Source organism: Gammaproteobacteria bacterium, from assembly GCA_035546635.1.
In the GTDB taxonomy this organism is placed as follows: Bacteria; Pseudomonadota; Gammaproteobacteria; order JAURND01; family JAURND01; genus DASZWJ01.
Window position 1 is genome coordinate 1 of sequence record DASZWJ010000048.1, and the last position, 2125, is coordinate 2125.

A 2125-nucleotide genomic window follows, 5' to 3' on the forward strand; every position below is an offset into this window, starting at 1 on the left:
ACTAGGTGACCCTAGGGGTCTGAATAAAGAGCGACTCTGACAATGTAACAAAACGCCTAAAGCGTGGGAGGTAAATCGCGAGAGGAACCTTCTCCTGGCAGCCACAAGCCGGGAAAGTGCTAGGGAGTTGGTATGGCGAACACATGTGAATCTATGCAGAGAACGTTATACATAAAAGAAGCAAAAGTGGCTGATATGCTTTGGCTAAATAAGCTTGGAAATTGGAAGGTAATCACTCGTTATACCTTCGTGGTCACTACATTTCCCGTTCTAGAGTAGACGCCTAACCCAACATTGCTCAATTGTGTGGAACATGGAAACCCTGTATCGCTCCTGAAATATTAGGACAGTCAATCGCGAGGTTGACCTATGGCGATGCAGGCTTGAGATACTGGAACAAGCGAATGCCACTCTGTAACGGAGTGGATAGAAGTTTAAATGTTACTTCACGCGAAAGCGGGCTGACGTCCAGTTGGTGTTTTATCGTGAGATAATTTGGAGAACCGAATCATGAGGAAAAGCAAATGACAGCAATGGCACAACCATTGACTGGTGCATCTTCACCCACGGTGATATGGGATTCCATCTGCTGGAAAGCTGTTGAAACCTTGGTAAATCGGCTGCAAATGCGTATCGCGAAGGCCACTCGGGAAGGGAAACGCGGCAAAGTCAAATCTCTGCAGCGAATTTTGACCCATTCATTTTACGGTAAACTATTAGCCGTAAAACGAGTAACCAGAAACTCTGGCCGGAAAACGGCGGGGGTGGACGGTATCATTTGGAAAAGCTCAAAATCAAAAATGCAGGCAACTCTTTCGCTAAAGTGCAGAGGGTACCACCCAATACCACTACGGCGAATATATATCCCCAAAAGAAATGGAAAGCAACGTCCACTGGGAATTCCAGCAATGAAGGATAGAGCAATGCAAGCACTGCACCTGCTTGCTCTTGAACCCATCGCGGAAACCTTAGCAGACAAAAATTCATACGGATTCAGACCCAAACGTTCATGCGCGGATGCAATCGAACAGTGTTTTATCACACTGGCCAAGAAAGTAGCGCCCACATGGATTTTGGAAGGAGATATCAGAGCGTGCTTCGATAAAATCTCTCATGAATGGCTGGAAAACAATATCCCTATGGATAAAAATATCCTCCATAAATGGTTGAAATCGGGCTACATGGAGAAAACAAAACTCTATTCGACCGAAGAAGGCACGCCTCAAGGGGGAATCATTTCCCCTACGCTGGCGAATATGACTTTGGATGGTCTAGAAGCCATAATTAAGAATGTGGTCAAGAAATCTGACAAGGCCAACTTCATACGCTATGCTGATGACTTTATCGTAACTGCCGATACTAGAGAAGTATTGGAAAATAAAGTAAAACCAGCTATCGAAGCTTTCTTAAATAGTCGTGGTTTAGAACTCTCGCAAGAGAAAACGAAAATCACACATATAGAGGATGGGTTCGATTTTCTCGGATTCAACGTGCGAAAATATAATGGGAAGTTACTAATCAAACCCGCTAAAAAACACGTGCTATCTTTCTTGTCAGGAATTCGAGAATTAATCAAACATAATGGAACAGAAACGACAGAAGGATTAATCCTAACCTTGAACAAACGCGTTCGAGGTTGGGCTAATTACTATCGACATGCTGTTTCAAAGAAAATTTTCTCTTATGTAGATAACTGCATTTATGACGCTATCTGCAGATGGATGAAGCGAAGACATCCAGGTAAAAGCTGGAACTGGTTACGGAAAAAATACTTCCGCAGTCAAGCCTTACGTAACTGGATATTTTCCGTGAAATTCCGTAATAAGGACGGTGAAATGAAAAACCTGGACTTATTTAAAGCAGGGAGTGTAGCCATTAAGCGGCACATAAAAATCAGGAATAATGCACACCCTTATGACCCTGCATTTACAGAATACTTTGTAAAGCGCGATAAGGGTCACTTAGTAAGTTTATGGAAGTGCATATTCGGGACATAGTGGCTACCAGATGAGGTGACCGGACTAAATCACATTTAGTCTTAAAAATGCTTGAGCGTAGTGCGGTGAAAGTCGCATGCTGCGTTCTTAGAGGAGCCAGCAGCAGTAATGCGACTGGCTTACTCGAT

1 protein-coding gene is annotated in these 2125 nt (G+C 43.6%); it reads left to right on the forward strand.

Annotation, left to right across the window (positions count from 1 at the left end):
• Positions 1–524: 524 nt before the first annotated feature.
• Positions 525–1997: a group II intron reverse transcriptase/maturase gene (gene ltrA / locus VHE99_13025; GenBank protein ID HVV69930.1), complete on the forward strand. Its 1473-nt coding sequence runs from the start codon at positions 525–527 to the stop codon at positions 1995–1997.
• Positions 1998–2125 lie beyond the last annotated feature (128 nt).